The sequence below is a fragment of the Ruegeria sp. AL1 genome (assembly GCF_056540905.1).
Map to the genome: position 1 here is coordinate 146,329 of NZ_JBQFXP010000009.1, position 15,112 is coordinate 161,440.

The 15,112-nt window shown below is 56.9% G+C and carries 16 protein-coding genes; 8 read left to right on the forward strand and 8 right to left on the reverse strand.

What is annotated here, in order from left to right; translation table 11 throughout:
- The first annotated feature begins 2 nt into the window (after positions 1 to 2).
- The 3 genes from olsA to tsf all read left to right on the forward strand — a co-directional run bounded on the left by olsA (position 3) and on the right by tsf (position 2,750).
- Positions 3 to 839: a lyso-ornithine lipid O-acyltransferase gene (gene olsA / locus ACRZ9X_RS15465; RefSeq protein WP_480520401.1), complete on the forward strand. Its 837-nt coding sequence runs from the start codon at positions 3 to 5 to the stop codon at positions 837 to 839.
- Between the two features lie 168 nt (positions 840 to 1,007).
- Positions 1,008 to 1,799 (forward strand): 30S ribosomal protein S2, encoded by a 792-nt coding sequence (gene rpsB, locus ACRZ9X_RS15470; protein WP_480520402.1) that lies wholly within the window; start codon positions 1,008 to 1,010, stop codon positions 1,797 to 1,799.
- A 75-nt stretch (positions 1,800 to 1,874) separates the two neighbouring features.
- Positions 1,875 to 2,750 (forward strand): translation elongation factor Ts, encoded by an 876-nt coding sequence (gene tsf / locus ACRZ9X_RS15475; RefSeq protein WP_480520403.1) that lies wholly within the window; start codon positions 1,875 to 1,877, stop codon positions 2,748 to 2,750.
- Positions 2,751 to 3,107: 357 nt separating this feature from the next.
- On the opposite strand, the gene ACRZ9X_RS15480 is transcribed toward tsf, so the two are convergent.
- The 3 genes from ACRZ9X_RS15480 to ACRZ9X_RS15490 form a co-directional block, all read right to left on the reverse strand.
- The gene (locus ACRZ9X_RS15480) at positions 3,108 to 3,863 is read right to left on the reverse strand and encodes an autoinducer binding domain-containing protein (protein WP_480520405.1); all 756 of its coding nucleotides are present in this window, start codon (positions 3,861 to 3,863) and stop codon (positions 3,108 to 3,110) included.
- Positions 3,860 to 4,309, reverse strand: a complete 450-nt coding sequence (aroQ, locus tag ACRZ9X_RS15485; RefSeq protein ID WP_480520407.1) for a type II 3-dehydroquinate dehydratase — start codon at positions 4,307 to 4,309, stop codon at positions 3,860 to 3,862. The genes ACRZ9X_RS15480 and aroQ overlap by 4 nt, the downstream gene beginning before the upstream one ends.
- 130 nt (positions 4,310 to 4,439) lie before the next feature.
- Positions 4,440 to 5,441 carry an NADPH:quinone oxidoreductase family protein gene (locus ACRZ9X_RS15490; protein ID WP_480520409.1) on the reverse strand — a complete coding sequence of 334 codons (1,002 nt, stop codon included), beginning with the start codon at positions 5,439 to 5,441 and terminating at the stop codon, positions 4,440 to 4,442.
- A 107-nt stretch (positions 5,442 to 5,548) separates the two neighbouring features.
- On the opposite strand from ACRZ9X_RS15490, the gene ACRZ9X_RS15495 reads away from it, so the two are divergent.
- From ACRZ9X_RS15495 to ACRZ9X_RS15510, 4 genes are all read left to right on the forward strand, one after another.
- On the forward strand, positions 5,549 to 6,400 hold the full coding sequence (locus ACRZ9X_RS15495) for an SDR family NAD(P)-dependent oxidoreductase (protein ID WP_480520411.1): 852 nt from the start codon (positions 5,549 to 5,551) through the stop codon (positions 6,398 to 6,400).
- Between the two features lie 17 nt (positions 6,401 to 6,417).
- Positions 6,418 to 7,443: a phosphotransferase family protein gene (locus ACRZ9X_RS15500; RefSeq protein WP_480520413.1), complete on the forward strand. Its 1,026-nt coding sequence runs from the start codon at positions 6,418 to 6,420 to the stop codon at positions 7,441 to 7,443.
- A 179-nt stretch (positions 7,444 to 7,622) separates the two neighbouring features.
- The gene (locus tag ACRZ9X_RS15505) at positions 7,623 to 8,840 is read left to right on the forward strand and encodes a serine hydrolase domain-containing protein (protein ID WP_480520415.1); all 1,218 of its coding nucleotides are present in this window, start codon (positions 7,623 to 7,625) and stop codon (positions 8,838 to 8,840) included.
- Between the two features lie 47 nt (positions 8,841 to 8,887).
- Positions 8,888 to 9,754: an acyl-CoA thioesterase gene (locus tag ACRZ9X_RS15510; RefSeq protein ID WP_480520417.1), complete on the forward strand. Its 867-nt coding sequence runs from the start codon at positions 8,888 to 8,890 to the stop codon at positions 9,752 to 9,754.
- Here ACRZ9X_RS15510 and ACRZ9X_RS15515 read toward each other — a convergent pair.
- The gene (locus ACRZ9X_RS15515) at positions 9,751 to 10,518 is read right to left on the reverse strand and encodes an SDR family oxidoreductase (protein ID WP_480520419.1); all 768 of its coding nucleotides are present in this window, start codon (positions 10,516 to 10,518) and stop codon (positions 9,751 to 9,753) included. The genes ACRZ9X_RS15510 and ACRZ9X_RS15515 overlap by 4 nt on opposite strands.
- A gap of 125 nt (positions 10,519 to 10,643) precedes the next feature.
- Entirely contained in the window at positions 10,644 to 11,873 is a 1,230-nt protein-coding gene (locus ACRZ9X_RS15520; RefSeq protein WP_480520421.1) for an acyl-CoA dehydrogenase, read from the reverse strand.
- Between the two features lie 97 nt (positions 11,874 to 11,970).
- Between ACRZ9X_RS15520 and ACRZ9X_RS15525 the strand changes: the two genes are divergently transcribed.
- Positions 11,971 to 12,882 (forward strand): LysR family transcriptional regulator, encoded by a 912-nt coding sequence (locus ACRZ9X_RS15525; protein ID WP_480520423.1) that lies wholly within the window; start codon positions 11,971 to 11,973, stop codon positions 12,880 to 12,882.
- Positions 12,883 to 12,885: 3 nt separating this feature from the next.
- Here the strand turns inward: ACRZ9X_RS15525 and phoB are convergent, their stop codons facing one another.
- From phoB to pstB, 3 genes are read right to left on the reverse strand one after another with little or no spacing between them, the layout of a single operon-like run.
- Complete coding sequence (gene phoB, locus ACRZ9X_RS15530; RefSeq protein WP_480520425.1) at positions 12,886 to 13,575, reverse strand: phosphate regulon transcriptional regulator PhoB; 690 nt, start codon at positions 13,573 to 13,575, stop codon at positions 12,886 to 12,888.
- 3 nt (positions 13,576 to 13,578) lie between these two features.
- Positions 13,579 to 14,289 carry a phosphate signaling complex protein PhoU gene (phoU, locus tag ACRZ9X_RS15535; protein ID WP_480520426.1) on the reverse strand — a complete coding sequence of 237 codons (711 nt, stop codon included), beginning with the start codon at positions 14,287 to 14,289 and terminating at the stop codon, positions 13,579 to 13,581.
- 16 nt (positions 14,290 to 14,305) lie between these two features.
- Entirely contained in the window at positions 14,306 to 15,103 is a 798-nt protein-coding gene (gene pstB / locus ACRZ9X_RS15540; RefSeq protein WP_480520428.1) for a phosphate ABC transporter ATP-binding protein PstB, read from the reverse strand.
- Between the last annotated feature and the right edge of the window lie 9 nt (positions 15,104 to 15,112).

The following is a 15,112-nucleotide window of genomic DNA, read 5'->3' on the forward strand; positions in this document are numbered from 1 at the left end:
CGGTGAACGAACCCCTTTGGGACAGCGACGACGCACCTGACCCGATCCGGCTTGGCCTGCTTGGCTGGACGTTGGTCCTGTTGCGTGGGTTGCCGTTGGCTTTGCTGGTTTTCGGGGGGCTTATCGTACTACTAAGCGTCCGCTTGGTCGAGCGTCCGCTGTTTGGCGTCCGCCGCCCGGTGACGCCGTTTATCACCCAATTCGTGTGCCGCAATGCATTCCGCATCCTGGGCATGGGATTTCGCACCTCAGGCACTTTGATGCACGAACATGGTGCAGTAGTGGCCAATCACTCCTCGTGGCTGGATATCTTTGCGCTGAACGCACGCAAACGGATTTACTTTGTGTCGAAGGCCGAAGTTGCCAGTTGGCCTGGCATCGGCTGGCTGGCCCGGGCCACTGGAACCGTCTTTATCGAACGCAACCCGAAGAAAGCCCGCGAACAGACCCGTGTTTTTCAGGAACGTTTGAATGCAGGGCATAAACTGTTGTTTTTCCCCGAGGGCACCTCGACCGACGGGCTGCGCGTTTTACCTTTTAAAACAACACTCTTCGCGGCATTCTTTGCAGATGATCTGCGTAGTTTTATGTATGTGCAACCGGTCTCGGTTATTTTTCACGCACCCAAAGGCCAGCCTGACAGGTTCTATGGCTGGTGGGGCGATATGGATTTCGGACCGCATCTGATCAAAACGCTGGGCGCGCGCCGACAGGGATCGGTTGAGTTGATCTATCACGCACCCGCGCGGGTTAACGATTTCGACAACCGCAAACAACTGGCCGCGCATTGTGAAGAGGTCGTGCGCCATGCCCATGCCCTCGCACGGCTTGAAAAATAAGGGCGTTTGACCCTTGCGCCCCATCCAATCCTGTCATATACGCGCGCCATTCAAACCCGCAGGCGGGGTTTGGGCTGTTTAGGGGAGACATCCTTATCCGGCCCGCCGGTTGGAGCATCCGCTTCTTTCACCCCCGCCGAGGCGTAAACCGGAAAAGGAAAGTAAAGCATGGCTCTTCCCGAGTTCACCATGCGTCAGCTGCTGGAAGCTGGCGTTCACTTTGGTCACCAGACACAGCGTTGGAATCCCCGCATGGGCCCGTTCATTTACGGCTCGCGCAATGGCATCCACATCATGGACCTGACCCAGACTGTTCCGATGCTGGATCAGGCGCTGCAGGCCGTGCGTGACACCGTCGCAAAAGGTGGCCGCGTTCTGTTCGTTGGGACCAAGCGTCAGGCCGCTGGCCCGATCGCTGAAGCGGCCGAAAAGTCGGCCCAGTACTTCATGAACCACCGTTGGCTGGGCGGCACGCTGACCAACTGGAAAACCGTTTCCCAGTCGATCAACCGTCTGAACCAGATCGACGAAGCGATGGAATCGGGCGCCGAGGGCCTGACCAAGAAAGAGCGTCTGGGCATGGAGCGTGACCAGCAGAAGCTGCAGGCCTCGCTGGGCGGTATCCGCGAGATGGGCGGCGTTCCTGACCTGCTGTTCGTCATCGACGTCAAGAAAGAAGCACTGGCCATCGCCGAAGCCAACAAACTGGGTATCCCGGTTGTGGCTGTTGTCGACACCAACTGCTCGCCCGACGGTGTTGACTACATCATCCCCGGCAACGATGACGCAGCCCGCGCAATCGCTCTGTATTGCGATCTGGCCGCTCGTGCCGCGCTGGACGGTATGACCGCTCAGATGGGTGCTGCAGGTGTTGACCTGGGTGCGTTCGAGGAAGCGCCGGTTGAAGAAGTCGTTGCGGAAGAAGCGCCCGCCGAAGCCGAAGCTCCGGCGCAGGCGTAAGCTGCCCGTCACGTGAATGACATATGGGGCAGGGTAGACCTGCCCCTAATCCGTTTGAATTGAGGAGAGCCAAAGATGGCAATCACAGCAGCAATGGTGAAAGAACTGCGCGACTCGACTGGCGCAGGCATGATGGACGCGAAAAAAGCGCTGACCGAAACTGGCGGCAACATGGACGAAGCCGTTGACTGGCTGCGCACCAAAGGCCTGGCCAAAGCGGCCAAGAAATCGGGCCGTACCGCAGCCGAAGGTCTGGTTGCTGTTCACGTCAATGGCGGCAACGGTGTTGCGGTCGAGGTGAACTCGGAAACCGACTTCGTTGCGAAGAACGCCGAGTTCCAGGAAATGGTCGGCAAGATCGCTTATGCAGCGGAAGGCGTTGCTGACGTCGAGGCCCTGCTGGCCGCTGATCTGGGCGGCAAGAACGTTGCCGACACTCTGACCGACAAGATCGCGACCATCGGAGAGAACATGTCGGTGCGCCGTATGGCGAAGCTGTCGGGCGACACCGTTGTGTCCTATGTCCACAACGCAGCCACCAACGGCATGGGCAAAATCGGTGTTCTGGTTGCTCTGACTGGCGGCGACGAAGCGATCGGCAAACAGGTTGCGATGCACATCGCGGCTGTGAACCCGGCGGCCCTGTCCGAGGCGGACATGGATCCGGCTGTTGTCGAAAAGGAAAAGCAGGTTCAGATGGACATCGCCCGCGAATCCGGCAAGCCGGAGCAGGTGATCGAAAAGATGATCGAAGGCCGCATGAAGAAATTCGTGGCCGAGTCGACTCTGCTGAACCAGTCTTTTGTTGTGAACCCTGACCTGACCGTCGAAGCGGCAGCCAAGGAAGCGGGTGCCACCATCACAGGCTTTATCCGTCTGGAAGTTGGCGAAGGCATCGTGGTCGAAAAAGAAGACTTCGCAGCCGAAGTCGCCAAGGCCGCTCAGGGCTAAAGACGCTGGCCCCAGAAAAGGGTCCTTTGAATGTTATGAAACCGGCCGCATCGCGTGGCCGGTTTTTTCATGCGTAACAAGAACTGCAGAAAACGGATCCTGAAATAGAATGAGGGGCCCTGCATGATGGGGATGGACAGGACCCCTCACAAATTCCAACGTAGGCACGCGGACAAATAGGCGCCCCCATGTCAGAGCGATCAGAGAGCTCTGGTATTGCAGAGGTCTGACCAAATGTTCCCTGGCTAAAGCCACCACTCACGGAACATTATCACTTTGCAACTTAGAGGGTGTCTTTGGAAAGTAATGATTTCCTTACCTAGCGTCAACTGACGCGGCTTAGCATCATAGCCAGCCCTAGGCTTCCATCACAAACATCTGATTCTGCAAAGACGCCTTTAGAACGGCCTGTGCCGTTGTCTCTACACACAGGGATTCGCGCGCCAGACGCAGGTGTTTTTCGACCGTAGCGGCAGTCAGCCCCATCAGTAACGCGATGTCCTGCGTGGTCTTACCGTCACCCACCCATTGCAGCGCCTCGCGTTGGCGTTTTGTCAACGCGCGGTTGGGCGCATTGTAGGGCAGGGTCAGAATCTTAAGGTGCGCCACGTTGTTCATCAACAGAATGTCGTCGCCATGTTCACGCCAGATCTCATCGACCTCGTCCTGGCTCTCGCTGTTTCTGGAACACAGCGAGATAGCCCCTTTGGACCGCATGGAAACTGATGTGAAGCTGACGGTGTAACCTGCAGTGATTCCACGGGATTTATTGAATTCAAACACTCTGAGCTCATCCGCTGACAGCACGTCATTGGACATCATATCCCCGATCATGCTCCAACTGGCGGCCCCTTCATTCTTCAGCGCCCATTTCAACATCGGCGCATGGAAATACAGGCCCGAGCGGAGAAAACCGTTCAGATAGTCATTGCAGTGATTGGTCAGGATGACAAAGTCTTCCGGATCGCCCAACGAGGTCGCCGTGCGGAACTGGGTGTGGCCGTACAAGAGACGGTCAAAACCAAATTGCGCCATCTGGCGGCAATGTGCATCCCAAAGCTCTTCCAGCGTTTTCGTATAGCTTAGAAAATTGAGATACTCTTTGAGGTTCATCCCGCGCCCTCCGCACCAAGATGCGCTGCCAGCGCCTCAAGGGCGAGGACATAGCTTTGCGCCCCGAAACCACAAATCAGGCCGATGGCAACTCGGGAAATGTAGGATTTGTGCCGAAATGATTCGCGTGCATGAATGTTGGACATGTGCACTTCAACCACGGGAACCTCGGCGGACGAGATCGCGTCCATCAGGGCAATCGATGTATGTGTATACGCCCCGGCGTTCAGGACAATACCGTCCTGCGTCCCCCGGGCGGCGTGAATTGCGTCAACCAAGGCACCTTCGTGATTGGATTGAAAATGCGTGACGGTTTGCCCCAGCGTCGCGCCATGGGACACGCACAGCTCCTCGAGCATTTTCAGCGATGTACGACCGTAAACCTCAGGCTGCCTGATACCCAGCATGTTCAGGTTCGGACCATTCAAAACCAGGATATTCTGCATCGTCAAACTGTCCCCAACTTAATATTTTCCTTACGCATGAAACATGCGGAGGTCCAGCGGCGTCAGGGTCGCGCCACCACACTTGATTCATTATGTTGTCACAGAGCACGGGTTTGCGCTGTAACGCGCGTCACATATCGTCCATCAGAACGACAACCTTGCCCAGAACCGACCGATTGTTCAGCATTTCCAGCGCATCACCAGCGCGTTCCAATGGAAATCGGGCTGTGATCCGCGGTTTGATCTCGCCAGATGCGTACATGTTGAACAGGTCTGACATGTTCTGGGCATGACCTTTGGGGTCCCTGAACACGGATGCCCCCCAAAACACGCCTACGACCTGACATCCTTTGAGCAAGGTCAGATTGAGAGGAAGGCTTGGAATACCCGCCGGGAAGCCAACCACCAGATAACGACCGTTCCACGCCATGCTGCGCAACGCCGGTTCGGCGTAATCTCCGCCAACCGCGTCATAGACCACGTCGACGCCTTCTCCGCCCGCCAGCGCCTTAATCTGGCCTGACAGCTCTTTTTGGGCGGCCTTGTCCAGATCACGCGGATAAACAAGGGTATCATCTGCACCAAGGTCTTTGCAGAACGCAGCTTTGTCTTGTGATGAGACCGCAGCAATAACCCGTGCGCCCATTGCTTTGGCCAGTTCTATTGCGGCAGAGCCAACGCCGCCTGCCGCCCCGAGGATCAGCACCGTCTCACCAGCAGCCACCGCCGCCCGGTCCTTGAGCGCGTGATAGGATGTTCCATAAGTGAAGATGAAACAGGCTGCGTCTTCATATGGCATCGCGTCTGGTATCTTCACCGCAGATTTAGCCGTTAGGGTCAGATGCGTGGCAAACCCGCCATGGCCGGTCAGCGCCAGAACCCGGTCACCGGGGACAAATCCGCTGACACCTTCGCCCAATGCAATCACCTCGCCGGCGACCTCACCGCCGGGTGCAAAGGGCCGGGGTGGTTTGATCTGGTACAAGTCCCGGATCACCAGCATATCGGGAAAGTTTGCTCCTGCCGCGTGCACCCGGATCAGAATCTGCCCCTTCTGAGGCGTGGGATCCGGCAGCGAGGTCATCTCCAGAGTTTCAGGCCCGCCCGGCGTTACGCTGAGTAATGCTTGCATCTGTGGTTCTTGCCCCTTGCCTCATGGTTTGTGAAATCGTTGGATTGCAGACAGATGTTGTCAAGCCAATAGCCGAGTGCGGACCGATTTCCTTTGGGTCAGCTTCGATGGTTAGTGCAAATACTGACGGAGGATGCCCTGTGACGCCCGAATCATTGTTTTCTTTGAACGGCAAAACGGCTCTGGTGACTGGTGGCGCAACCGGCATCGGGCGCATGGCCGCCGAGGCCTTGGTGCGCGCGGGTGCGCGGGTTCTGATCGCGTCCCGCAAGGGCGAGGCATGCGTAGCCGTGGCGGAAGAGCTGAACGCACTGGATGCTCCCGGGTCGGCAGAAGGGTTTGCCGGGGATATCGGTAGCGAAGTCGGCATACAAGCGCTGGTAGACGAAGTTAAAAGCCGGACGCAAACTCTTGATATTCTGATGAACAACGCCGGTGTATCATGGGGTGCACCAATGGGTCAGTTTCCCTATGACGCCTGGGACAAGGTGATGTCGGTGAACGTGGCCGGGATATTCGAGCTGACCCAAAAACTGCTGCCCCTTCTGATGCATTCTGGCTCGGACGACGACCCGGCCCGGGTCGTAAATGTCGCCTCGGTTATGGGAGAGGTTCCGATGGGAGATGGTGCCTACAGCTATTCCGCGTCCAAGGCCGCGGTTATCCACCTCACCAAAATCATGGCCAAGGAACTGGCCCCTTACCGCGTCACAGTGAACGCACTGGCTCCCGGGCCGTTTGTCTCACGCATGACCGCCTTTGCAACGCAGGACCTGGAGACCCGCGAAAAAGTGGGCAAATCTGTGCCTCTGGGCCGGGTGGGCCGCGACGACGACATTGCCGGATGCCTTTTGTTCCTGTGTGGACGGGGCGGTAGCTATGTGACCGGCGGCGTCATTCCAGTATCCGGCGGGATCAACGTACAAACAGCAGGCAATATCTTTGCCGAAGCGCTGTAATCGTCCGGGGTGTCCACATGTCAGAGCCGACAACTACATTGGATTTGAACGCGGTAGCTGCGTATCTTGAAGCGAACATTGAGGGGTTTCATGGCCCCGTCAGCGCCACGAAATTTGCGGTTGGCCAATCGAACCCGACTTATCTGTTGGAATGTCCGGGGCAGTCTTATGTATTGCGTCGCAAACCTTTGGGCGTATTGCTGAAATCCGCTCATGCTGTGGATCGCGAATTCCGCGTTCAGAAGGCCTTGGCCGGCAGCGGCGTTCCGGTGCCGCGGATGCATGTGCTGTGCGAAGACGAAAGTGTGATCGGATCGGCGTTTTACATCATGGAGCATCTGCAGGGCCGCAGTTTTCAGGACCCGCTGATGGAGGGTGAGAGCAATGAAACCCGCGCACGCATTCTGGACGAGATGAATCGCGTGCTCGCGACGCTGCATGCGGTTGATATCGACGCAGTGGGCTTGTCGGATTACGGGCCGCCGGGGAACTACTTTGAACGGCAGATGGCACGCTGGACCAAGCAATACCGCGCCTCCGAAACTGAGACGATCCCGGAAATGGATAACCTGATCACCACGCTTGAACGGCAGATACCGGCGGATGACGGCCAGCGCACGCTGGTCCACGGAGATTACCGTATCGACAACATGATGTTCCAATCGGATGGAACAAACTGCATCGGCGTTCTGGATTGGGAGCTTTCGACAATCGGGCATCCCTACGCCGATCTTGCGGCCGTCATTATGCAGTGGCAGCTTCCGCCAGGCAAAGAAGGGCGTGGGCTGGCAGGAGTAGATCGTGCGGCGTTGGGTCTGCCGTCTGATCAGGTCTTTGTAGATGCGTATTGCCGCCGTCGAGGTATCGCCGGAATTGAAAATTTCGGCTTTTATCTCGCATTCAACTTCTTCCGAATGGCGGCGATTTTACAGGGCGTCTACAAGCGCGCGTTGGATGGGAACGCGTCTGATCCGACCCGCGCACGTGCTTTTGGGGCCTATGTGCCCGTGTTTTCCCGGCATGGCTTAAACGCATTGATGTAATTTTAATCAGATGGTTACGCGGTTATTTTGACACAAAACACGACCGGCAGGGCCACATGTCACAGCGACCGTAGATATTTTACGCACCGTGAATATAAACCCCGTGCCAAAACGGATTTTTCTGTTGTTTCAGCGCGTCTCGCGGCAAAGTTCAGGAAACACCAGACCGGAGTTACCGTATGGAATTCGATCCGTCCTCGCTCGGCCGTATCAGCGATTGGATGCAACGTTATGTGGATGAACGGAAATACCCCGGCAGTTCCGTCCTGATACACCACAAAGGTCACGAGGTCTTTTTTCATGCCTGTGGCCATCGCTCGGTTGAACACGGCTTACCGTTTCAACGTGATAGCCTGGTACGTATCTATTCAATGACAAAACCCGTCACATCCGTGGCCCTGATGATGCTACTGGAACACGGGTTGTTTCACCTGGACGCACCGCTTTCAGAATTTCTGCCGGAATTCAAATCGATGCAAGCTCTTGTTCCGGGTGCAACACGGATAGATCAGACCGAAAACGTTCCGACGCCAACCCTGCATCAGATTTTGACACATACGAGCGGGTTCAGTTACCCGTTCAATCCGGGGCTGTTGCCAGAGGCCATGGACGATCAACATCTGATCTTCGGGCCGAACCAGGGTCCCTTGGCAGATCGGGTCTTGGCCTTGGCAGACTTGCCTTTGGCGTTTCGTCCGGGGTCACGCTGGGAATACTCGGTCGGCATCGATGTTATTGGTCGGGTGATCGAAGTCGTGTCCGGACAACCGCTGGACAGGTTCTTTACCGACTGGATTCTCGACCCGCTGAACATGCACAACACCGGATTCTCGGTGCCGGATGGGGCAGGGGACCGGTTCGCATCGCTCTACACACCGCTGGAAGGCGATGCGATGGCGCTGAATGCGTCAAAATCGGGCGGCGAGACCTTGCGATTGGTGGATGACGCCACAGACTCACCCTTTCTGAAGGCGACGACCTTTTCGGGTGGCGGCGGGTTGATCAGCACTCTGGACGATTACAGCCGGTTTTCTCGAATGCTGCTAAACCGGGGGCATCTGGACGGCGTAAGGCTTCTAAGCCCGGCAATCGTCGACTACATGATGCGAAACCATCTGCCCGGCGACATTGCATCAATGGGACCGAAAAGCTTTGCCGAACAGCCAATGGACGGTACCGGATTTGGGATCGGTGGTGCCGTCGTCCTCGACCCGGCACGCGCGCGTACGCCGGGCTCGGTCGGTGATTTCGGCTGGGGCGGGATGGCATCGACCTATTACTGGATCGATCCGGTTAACGCAGTGTCCTGTGTATTCTTCACCCAACTATCGCCCTCCAGCTCATACCCGTCGCGCTCTGAACTTAAGGCGCTTGTCCTCGGGGCACTGATTGATTGACACGGCGGTGAATGCTACCGCTGTGCCACCCAATGCGGAGCGCAAACATGACCGAAGCTGAACGTATCCTGCTGGATTTATTGAATATTGAAGGGCTTGAGGTCGATCTGTTCCGCGGCACCGGCTCGGGCGGCGAAACGCCGACGCGCATCTTTGGCGGGCAGGTGATCGCACAGGCCCTGGCGGCGGCTTACCGGACTGTCGAAGACCGGTTATGTCATTCGCTGCATGCGTATTTCATCCGCCCCGGTGATCCATCTATTCCTGTTATTTATCAGGTGGATCGCGCCCGGGACGGAGGATCATTCACCACCCGCAGAGTGGTTGCAATCCAGCATGGCAAACAGATTCTCAACATGTCCGCATCCTTTCACAAACAAGATGACGGCTGGACGTATCAACATCCGATGCCAGGGATTGCCGAGCCGCAACATCATCGCTCGCGCGATGAACTTCGGCAGAAATACCTGTCTCGTGTGCCAGAGAAATTCAAATCCGAATTGCTGCGCGAACGCCCGATCGAGGTTCGCGATGTTGCGCCTTTGGACTTGTTTCAGCCAGAGATCGCAGATGACAAGCACCAGCTCTGGTTCCGTATGGGTGCAGCGGATCGTGCGGATACGGTCACGCAACATCTATTGCTGGCCTATGCGTCGGATATGAGTTTGCTGAGTTCTGGTTTACGGCCGCATGGGCTGAGTTGGTTTACCGGGGAGGTCGATGCGGCCAGTTTGGACCACGCCCTGTGGTTCCACGCGCCGGTGCAGTTTCAAAATTGGCATCTTTATGCGATGGAGGCTCCTTGGACCGGGCAGGGACGCAGTTTCAACCGGGGCTCAATCTTCGCACAGGACGGCACATTGGTTGCATCCGTCGCGCAGGAGGGATTGCAACGGCGACGGACGAAGCCTTAGGAGTTGCCGATAAACTGTTGATTTAACTTATTCATACCAAGGATCCATCGATCATAGTCGGCTGTCTTCATACGGATGTAATCAAGAACTTGCGGGTGTGGCAGGATCAGGAATTCTTCGTTTTCCAACGCGTCAACACAGGCCTGAGCTACGTCTTCCGGCTCCAGCATCCCATCGATGGATGCCACCGAATCCTCGAACCCACGGGTCATATCTGATCGCACAGCCTGAGGACACAGCACCGAGACCCGAATACCCTTGTGGCCATAGGTCAGCGCAATCCACTCAGCCAAACCGATGGTGGCGTGTTTTGTCACTCCATATGGCGCAGCACCCGGCTGGTTCAGCAATCCGGCGGCCGATGCTGTCATCATCAGAGAGCCACCGCCGCGCGCAACCATGCGCGGGATCAAATGCCGTGCGGTCCAGACATGAGACATCACGTTGATCTTCCAAATCCGTTCCCATTCTGCGTCTGGAACGTCCAGGCCACCCAATGTCAAAATACCCGCATTCGCGCAGAACAGATCGATTGGGCCGCAATCACGCTCAACCGTTTCGATCAAAGTCTGGATCGCAGTTTCAACCGCGACATCGCAAGGCAGGGCGCGGCCACCAATCTCACGTGCAACGGTTTCGACACCTGGCACGTTTATATCCGAACAAATGACATGCGCACCGTCTTTGGCAAACCGCTGCGCGAGACCTTTGCCAATTCCACTGGCTGCGCCGGTGATCACAACGGTTTTGTTCTGAAGCTGCATGGCACATCCTGTGATGTTTGGTTTCACAAACCAGCGTAACACCCTGAGAAGACACCGCCAATCGGACTACATGGCGGTGTCCTGCTTTTTACATAATACCAATTATACGAAATTTGGTGATGGGCTTAATAAAACGCCTGTAGCCCGGTCTGAGCCCGCCCCAGGATCAACGCATGGACGTCATGTGTGCCCTCATATGTATTGACTGTCTCAAGGTTCACCATGTGACGGATCACCTGAAATTCCAGCGAGATGCCATTCCCCCCGTGCATGTCCCGCGCCATCCGTGCAATATCCAGTGCTTTGCCGCAGTTGTTACGCTTGATGATCGAGATCATCTCGGGTGCCGCTTCGGCCTGATCCATCAATCGTCCAACGCGCAGGCTGGCTTGCAAACCCAGCGCGATCTCGGTCTGCATATCCGCAAGCTTGCGCTGGAACAGCTGCGTTTGTGCCAGAGGACGATTGAACTGACGACGGTCCAGTCCATATTGCCGCGCGGCGTGCCAGCAGCACTCTGCAGCACCCATCACGCCCCAACCTATGCCATAACGCGCGCGGTTCAGACAGCCGAACGGGCCTTTCAGACCCTGCACATGCGGCAGCAAGGCGCCCTCGTCCACTTCGACGCCATCCAAAACGATTTCACCGGTGATCGACGCGCGTAGGCTGAGTTTGTTTTCGATCTTCGGTGCGCTCAGGCCTTTTGTGCCTTTGTCCAGAACGAAGCCCCGGATTTTACCGTCATGAGCGTCGGACTTGGCCCAGATGACAAACACATCCGCAATCGGCGCATTCGATATCCACATTTTGCTGCCAGTCAGGCGATAGCCGCCGTCGATCTTTTCGGCCCGTGTCTTCATCGCCGCCGGATCCGAACCTGCGTCAGCTTCGGTCAGACCAAAACAGCCAATCCACGCACCGCTCGACAGTTTTGGCAGGTATTTGCGACGCTGTTCTTCGCTGCCATAGGCATATATCGGATACATCACCAACGAGCTTTGCACCGACATCATCGAGCGATAGCCGGAATCCACCCGCTCAACTTCCCGCGCAACAAGACCATAGGTTACGTACCCTGCGCCAAGCCCTCCGTATTCTTCGGGGATTGTGGTACCCAGCAGACCCATTTCACCCATTTCGCGGAATATTTCCGGGTCGGTTTCTTCGTTCTGAAACGCTTGGGTAACCCGTGGTTGCAGTTTTTCCTGCGAATAGGCCCGCGCACTGTCGGCCATCAGACGTTCATCTTCTTCCAGCTGGTCTGCCAGACGAAACGGATCCTCCCACGAGAAACCGCCCAGTTCGGGTGCATCTTTGGCTTTCAATGTCGGTTTGCGGTCAGGCGCATTCATTTTTGGGCTCCATGGAAACTGCTTGGCCGTACTGTAATCTGAGTATTCCGCAAAAAACAGCGAGACATTTTCAAGTTTTCATGACTAAAACGCATAGATGAAAGCCAACCGTCCTGTTCTTCCCCCAATCTCGACCCTGCGTGCACTGGAAGCCCTAGATCGGCTTGGTTCCGCGTCTGCCGTGGCCGAGGAAATGGCCTTGACCCAGAGCGCCATCAGCCGTCAGCTTCAAACCCTTGAAACCCAATTGGGCGCTGTTCTGGTGCACCGGGATCGAAAGCGACTACGGCTGACGCAGGCCGGACAAGACTATGTCGAACATATTCGTCCCGCTTTGGCCCAGATCGCGCAGGCGGCACTGAAACTGCATATCGCACCTGTCGGCGGGACGCTTAACCTAGCAATTCTGCCGACCTTCGGGATGCGCTGGCTGGTGCCAAGACTGCCGGATTTCACGCGCGGCCATCCCGATATCACCATCAACATGTCCAGCCGACTGCGCCCCTTCAACTTTGCCAATGAATCTTTCGATGCTGCGCTGCATTTTGGTGAACCGGATTGGCCGGGAACGGACCGTTTGCTGTTAAAAACCGAACGTGTTCTGCCCGTGTGCGCGCCAGGCCTGCTGCCAAAGGGCATGCCCCAATCGCCAGATGAGTTGCTGAAACTGCCATTATTGCACATTCAGACACGACCGCGCGCCTGGCAGGACTGGTTCCGGCAAATGGGTGTGACGGCCCCGTCCCCCCTGCCCGGCATGGTCCACGATCAGTTCACGACCCTGAACCAGGCCGCTTTGCATGGGTTGGGTATCGCATTGCTGCCGAATTACCTGATCGAACAGGATCTTGCGACCGGTCAGCTGATCGCCGCCTTTTCGGACGCCGTTGAGACGGTGGGCGCCTATTATCTGGTTTGGCCGACAGAAAAATCGGACGACCCCACCCTGAGGCAGTTTCGGCACTGGCTCGCGTCACAGGCACAAACAGATGAAACGCTGCCGCGTTAGGTCTTAGCCAAGCGCATATCCCGCACCGCGCACGGTCCGAACCGGATCTTCGCCGCCATGCTGAGTCAGTGCCTTACGCAGACGCCCGATATGAACGTCCACGGTGCGCGTATCTACATAGATGTCGCGCCCCCAGACCCGGTCCAGCAATTGCTCGCGACTCCAGACGCGGCCCGGCTTTTCCATGAAGGTGCTCAGCAGGCGAAACTCGGTCGGGCCGAGTTTGAGCGGCTTGTTGTCGCGGCTAACCTTGTGAGTCTCGGAATCCAGAATGATATCGTCGAATTCCAGACGGATGCCCACAGTCGCCGGGCGCACGCGCCGCAACTGAGTCCGGACCCGCGCCATCAGTTCCACGACGGAATAAGGTTTGACCACATAGTCGTCCGCACCGGTTTCCAGCCCCCGGACCTTGTCGACCTCTTCAGACCGCGCCGACAACATGATGATCGGAATAGATCGCGTGTCCGGTCGGGTTTTCAGACGCCGACATACCTCGATCCCGCTGAGATTTGGCATCATCCAGTCCAAAACGATGATGTCGGGGCAATCCTCATCCACAAGCAACATCGCCTCGTCGCCGTTTTCGGCCTTGGAGACGCGAAAACCCTCGGCCTCCAGATTGTAGGCAAGCACCTCGCGTTGGGCCAGTTCATCCTCGACAACCAGAACTGTTGGTTGGTCCGCAGACATTGGTCAGATCTCCTGAGGGGTATGTGATGTAATGTCGGCCTTCGGACGTGCTTCGGTTGGACGTTCGCCCGTTACGAGATAAACCACCTGCTCGGCGATCGCGGTGACGTGGTCGCCCATGCGCTCGATGTTCTTGGCAATGAAATGCAGGTGCATGCAGGACGAGATGTTTCGCGGATCTTCAGCCATAAATGTCAGAAACTCGCGGAACAGACCGTTATACATCTGGTCGACTTCCTCATCGCGTTCGATCACATCGGTTGCAAGCTCCGCATCGCGCTGAATATAGGCGTCCAGGGCATCACGCAGCATATGCTCAACCTCGCGGGCCATACGACGCAAGGCGGCGGCGCTGCCGTTGATCTCGCCCGTATTCACCAGAACCGTGGTCCGCTTGGCAATGTTTTTGGAATAGTCGCCGATCCGTTCAAGGTTTGCCGAGACTTTCAATACCGACAGGACCAGGCGCAGGTCCCCTGCTGTCGGGGCGCGCAGGGCAATCAGACGCGCGGTTTCTTCGTTGATCAGCTCCTCAAGCGCGTCGATGGCCTTGTCGCCCTGCCGCACATTCTGCGCCAACTCCTCGTCGCGCGACTCGAGGGATCGGGCCGAGTTCATGATCGCGGCTTCGACCAGCCCGCCCATCTTCATGATATGTGCCTGAATGGCTTCGAGATCACGGTCGAAGGCGGATGCAATATGTTGTTCGGTCATACTCAATTACCTGTCCTCAGCCGATCCGGCCAGTGATGTAGCTTTCGGTGCGGGGATCTTCGGGGTTGGTGAAAATCTGACCCGTTTCACCAAACTCGACCAGATTACCCAGATGGAAAAACGCCGTTTTCTGACTGACCCGCGCGGCCTGCTGCATCGAATGGGTCACGATCACAACTGAAAAGCGTGTGCGCAGATCGTCGATCAGCTCCTCAACCTGTGCGGTTGCAATCGGGTCCAGAGCCGAGCACGGCTCGTCCATCAGCAAAACCTCGGGCGCTGTAGCGATAGCGCGCGCGATGCATAGTCGCTGCTGCTGACCGCCCGACAGGCCGGTGCCGGGGGCGTCCAGACGATCCTTGACCTCGTCCCAGATTGCGCCTCGGCGCAGGGATTTCTCGACAATCTCGTCCAGTTCCGCCTTGTTCTTGGCCAGCCCATGAATGCGCGGCCCGTAGGCCACGTTGTCATAGATCGACTTGGGGAACGGGTTGGGCTTCTGGAAGACCATACCCACCTTGGCGCGCAACTGCACCGGATCGACGCGCTTGTCATAGATATCCTCGCCATCCAGCAGGATATCGCCCTTTACCCGACAGATATCGATCGTATCGTTCATCCGGTTCAGGCAGCGCAGAAATGTAGACTTGCCGCAGCCCGAAGGGCCGATGAACGCGGTCACGGTCTTGTCTTCGATCTCGACATCCACGTCCTTGATGGCATGGGTATCGCCGTAATAGACCTGCACGTTCTTCGCGGCGATCTTGATTGCTTTGGAGCCCACGTCTCTCTCCACTCGTGTCATATCGTTCATCACAGCCCC

What these genes read in the sequence shown, in the direction of transcription:
- phoB (WP_480520425.1), bottom strand. Translation starts at nt 13,575, where the DNA reads ATGTCTGCGGACCAACCAACAGTTCTGGTTGTCGAGGATGAACTGGCC.
- ACRZ9X_RS15510 (WP_480520417.1), top strand. Translation starts at nt 8,888, where the DNA reads ATGACCGAAGCTGAACGTATCCTGCTGGATTTATTGAATATTGAAGGG.
- ACRZ9X_RS15505 (WP_480520415.1), top strand. Translation starts at nt 7,623, where the DNA reads ATGGAATTCGATCCGTCCTCGCTCGGCCGTATCAGCGATTGGATGCAA.
- ACRZ9X_RS15495 (WP_480520411.1), top strand. Translation starts at nt 5,549, where the DNA reads ATGGTTAGTGCAAATACTGACGGAGGATGCCCTGTGACGCCCGAATCA.
- phoU (WP_480520426.1), bottom strand. Translation starts at nt 14,289, where the DNA reads ATGACCGAACAACATATTGCATCCGCCTTCGACCGTGATCTCGAAGCC.
- ACRZ9X_RS15520 (WP_480520421.1), bottom strand. Translation starts at nt 11,873, where the DNA reads ATGAATGCGCCTGACCGCAAACCGACATTGAAAGCCAAAGATGCACCC.
- ACRZ9X_RS15500 (WP_480520413.1), top strand. Translation starts at nt 6,418, where the DNA reads ATGTCAGAGCCGACAACTACATTGGATTTGAACGCGGTAGCTGCGTAT.
- pstB (WP_480520428.1), bottom strand. Translation starts at nt 15,103, where the DNA reads ATGAACGATATGACACGAGTGGAGAGAGACGTGGGCTCCAAAGCAATC.
- aroQ (WP_480520407.1), bottom strand. Translation starts at nt 4,309, where the DNA reads ATGCAGAATATCCTGGTTTTGAATGGTCCGAACCTGAACATGCTGGGT.
- tsf (WP_480520403.1), top strand. Translation starts at nt 1,875, where the DNA reads ATGGCAATCACAGCAGCAATGGTGAAAGAACTGCGCGACTCGACTGGC.
- ACRZ9X_RS15515 (WP_480520419.1), bottom strand. Translation starts at nt 10,518, where the DNA reads ATGCAGCTTCAGAACAAAACCGTTGTGATCACCGGCGCAGCCAGTGGA.
- ACRZ9X_RS15490 (WP_480520409.1), bottom strand. Translation starts at nt 5,441, where the DNA reads ATGCAAGCATTACTCAGCGTAACGCCGGGCGGGCCTGAAACTCTGGAG.
- rpsB (WP_480520402.1), top strand. Translation starts at nt 1,008, where the DNA reads ATGGCTCTTCCCGAGTTCACCATGCGTCAGCTGCTGGAAGCTGGCGTT.
- ACRZ9X_RS15480 (WP_480520405.1), bottom strand. Translation starts at nt 3,863, where the DNA reads ATGAACCTCAAAGAGTATCTCAATTTTCTAAGCTATACGAAAACGCTG.
- ACRZ9X_RS15525 (WP_480520423.1), top strand. Translation starts at nt 11,971, where the DNA reads ATGAAAGCCAACCGTCCTGTTCTTCCCCCAATCTCGACCCTGCGTGCA.